This is a genomic window from Marinobacterium sedimentorum (genome assembly GCF_024267675.1).
In the GTDB taxonomy this organism is placed as follows: domain Bacteria; phylum Pseudomonadota; class Gammaproteobacteria; order Pseudomonadales; family Balneatricaceae; genus Marinobacterium_A; species Marinobacterium_A sedimentorum.
Genome location: NZ_JALDYX010000082.1, coordinates 1 through 1086, shown reverse-complemented (window position 1 = coordinate 1086; position 1086 = coordinate 1). Strand labels below are relative to the sequence as shown.

The following is a 1086-nucleotide window of genomic DNA, read 5'->3' as shown; positions in this document are numbered from 1 at the left end:
GGTCCTATCCGTGAAGCCCTGCTGGGTCAGGATGTTACCGATCAGCGCACGCTGGACAACATCATGCTGGCGCTTGACGGCACCGAGAACAAATCCAAGTTCGGCGCCAACGCCATTCTGGCCGTGTCCCTGGCCGCCGCCAAGGCGGCTGCCCTGGTCAAGGGCATCCCGCTGTACGCCCATATCGCTGAGCTGAACGGTACTGCCGGTCAGTACTCCATGCCCCTGCCGATGATGAACATCCTCAACGGTGGCGAGCACGCCGACAACAACGTCGACATCCAGGAATTCATGGTGCAGCCGGTGAGCAGCCCGAATTTCGCCGAAGCCCTGCGCTGCGGCGCCGAGATCTTCCACGCCCTCAAGGCCGTGCTCAAGGCCCGTGGCCTGAACACCGCGGTGGGTGATGAAGGCGGCTTCGCGCCTAACCTGGGGTCCAACGAGGAAGCCCTGGTGGTGATCCAGGAAGCGGTCTCCAATGCCGGTTACACCCTGGGCAAGGATGTCACCCTGGCGCTGGATTGCGCCGCGTCCGAGTTCTACAAGAACGGCGAATACAACCTGGCCGGCGAAGGCAAGGTGTTCAATTCCGAAGGCTTCAGCGACTACCTGGCGCAGCTGTCCGAAAGCTACCCGATTGTCTCCATTGAAGACGGTCTGGATGAGTCCGACTGGGCGGGCTGGGCCTACCTGACCCGCAAGATCGGCGACAAGGTGCAGCTGGTCGGCGACGATCTGTTTGTCACCAACACCAAGATCCTGAAAGAAGGCATCGACAAGAGCATCGGCAACTCCATCCTGATCAAGTTCAACCAGATCGGTTCGCTGTCTGAAACCCTGGATGCAATCAAGATGGCCAAGGATGCCGGCTACAGCGTGGTGATTTCGCACCGCTCCGGTGAAACCGAAGACACCACCATCGCCGACCTTGCCGTGGGTACAGCGGCAGGCCAGATCAAGACCGGCTCCCTGTGCCGCTCCGATCGCGTCTCCAAGTACAACCGCCTGCTGCGCATCGAGGAAGAACTCGCCGGTGCTGCACCCTACAAGGGCCTGAAGGAAATCAAGGGTCAGGCGTAAGCCGGC

Annotated in this window: 1 protein-coding gene; it reads left to right on the top strand. The window is 61.0% G+C overall.

Translation table 11 applies throughout. The features are described from left to right. Positions 1–1080: phosphopyruvate hydratase (eno, locus tag MRS74_RS23510; RefSeq protein ID WP_254582715.1), on the top strand; the 1080-nt coding region annotated here is incomplete at its 5' end. Positions 1081–1086: the final 6 nt, after the last annotated feature.